Annotated in this window: 2 protein-coding genes; both read right to left on the minus strand. The window is 68.2% G+C overall.

Annotated features, from left to right (window positions below):
• Positions 1–32 precede the first annotated feature (32 nt).
• Entirely contained in the window at positions 33–926 is an 894-nt protein-coding gene (locus tag BN903_RS11250) for a tetrahydrofolate dehydrogenase/cyclohydrolase catalytic domain-containing protein (RefSeq protein ID WP_048077817.1), read from the minus strand.
• Between the two features lie 107 nt (positions 927–1,033).
• Positions 1,034–1,165, minus strand: a 132-nt coding sequence (locus BN903_RS16890; RefSeq protein WP_342764763.1) for an aldo/keto reductase, incomplete at its 5' end; no start/stop codon positions are given.

Consider the following 1,165-nt stretch of genomic DNA (forward strand, 5'->3'; position numbering starts at 1 on the left):
CACCGCCGGACGGCCGTGATCTCCCACTCGGCCTATTCCAACTCCACGTCGACACCGGTCTGGATCCCCGCCGCCCTCACCGTGTTGTAAAGGAGCATCGCGCGCGTCATCGGGCCGACGCCGCCGGGTACGGGCGTGATCGCGCCCGCGACCTCGCTCGCCGACTCGTAGTCGACGTCGCCCACCAGCTCGTACCCCTTCTCCGTGTCCGCGTCGACGCGGTTGATCCCCACGTCGACCACGGTCGCGCCCTCCTTGAGCATCGACCCGTCGACGAACTCGGGGATGCCGGCGGCCGCGACGACGATGTCCGCGTCCGCCAGCTTCGCCTCTAGGTCCTCGGTCCGCGAGTGACAGACCGTCGTGGTCGCGTTCCCGGTCGGGGACTTCTGGATCAGCAGGTTCGCCATCGGCTTGCCGACGATGTCGGAGCGGCCGACGACGACCGCGTCCGCGCCCTCCGTCTCCACGTCGTACGCGTCGAGCAGCTTCTGGACGCCGTGCGGGGTACACGGCTTGAAGCGGGCGTCGCCCGCGACGAGGCGGCCGACGTTCTCGGGGTGGAAGCCGTCCACGTCCTTCTCGGGGTCGATCCGCCGGAGGACCGTCCGCTTGTCGACGTGGTCCGGCAGCGGGAGCTGGACGAGAACTCCGTGAACGTCGTCGCGCTCGTTGAGGTCGTCTATCGTCTCGTACAGCTCCTCGGCCGGCGCGTCCGCGTCGATTTCGACGTGGATCCCCTCGATCCCGACCTCCTCGCAGTCGCGCTGTTTCATCGAGACGTACGTCTCGCTGGCCGGGTCGTCGCTCATCAGCACCGTGGCCAGCCCCGGCTCGACGCCGGCGTCGGACAGCCGCGCCACCTCGTCGGCGACCGTCTCGCGCACGTCGGCCGCGACCGCCTCCCCGTCGATTGTCTCGGTCATGCGAAACCGTCGGCGGTCCCGAGGTAAAAGTGACGCGGGATCATGGTCATCGAAGTGAGATAGAAACCAGTTCGATCCGAGTATATGGATCAGACCTCGGAGAACGGCTATTCCGGGAACAGCTCCTCCTCGCGATCGACGGCGTCGATCGCGGCGACCTCCTCGTCGGTCAGTTCGAGGTCGACCGCCGCGAGGTTCGCGCGGAGGTGCGGCTCGCTCGACGCCTTCGGGATCGCGAC

It is taken from the genome of Halorubrum sp. AJ67, from assembly GCF_000513435.1.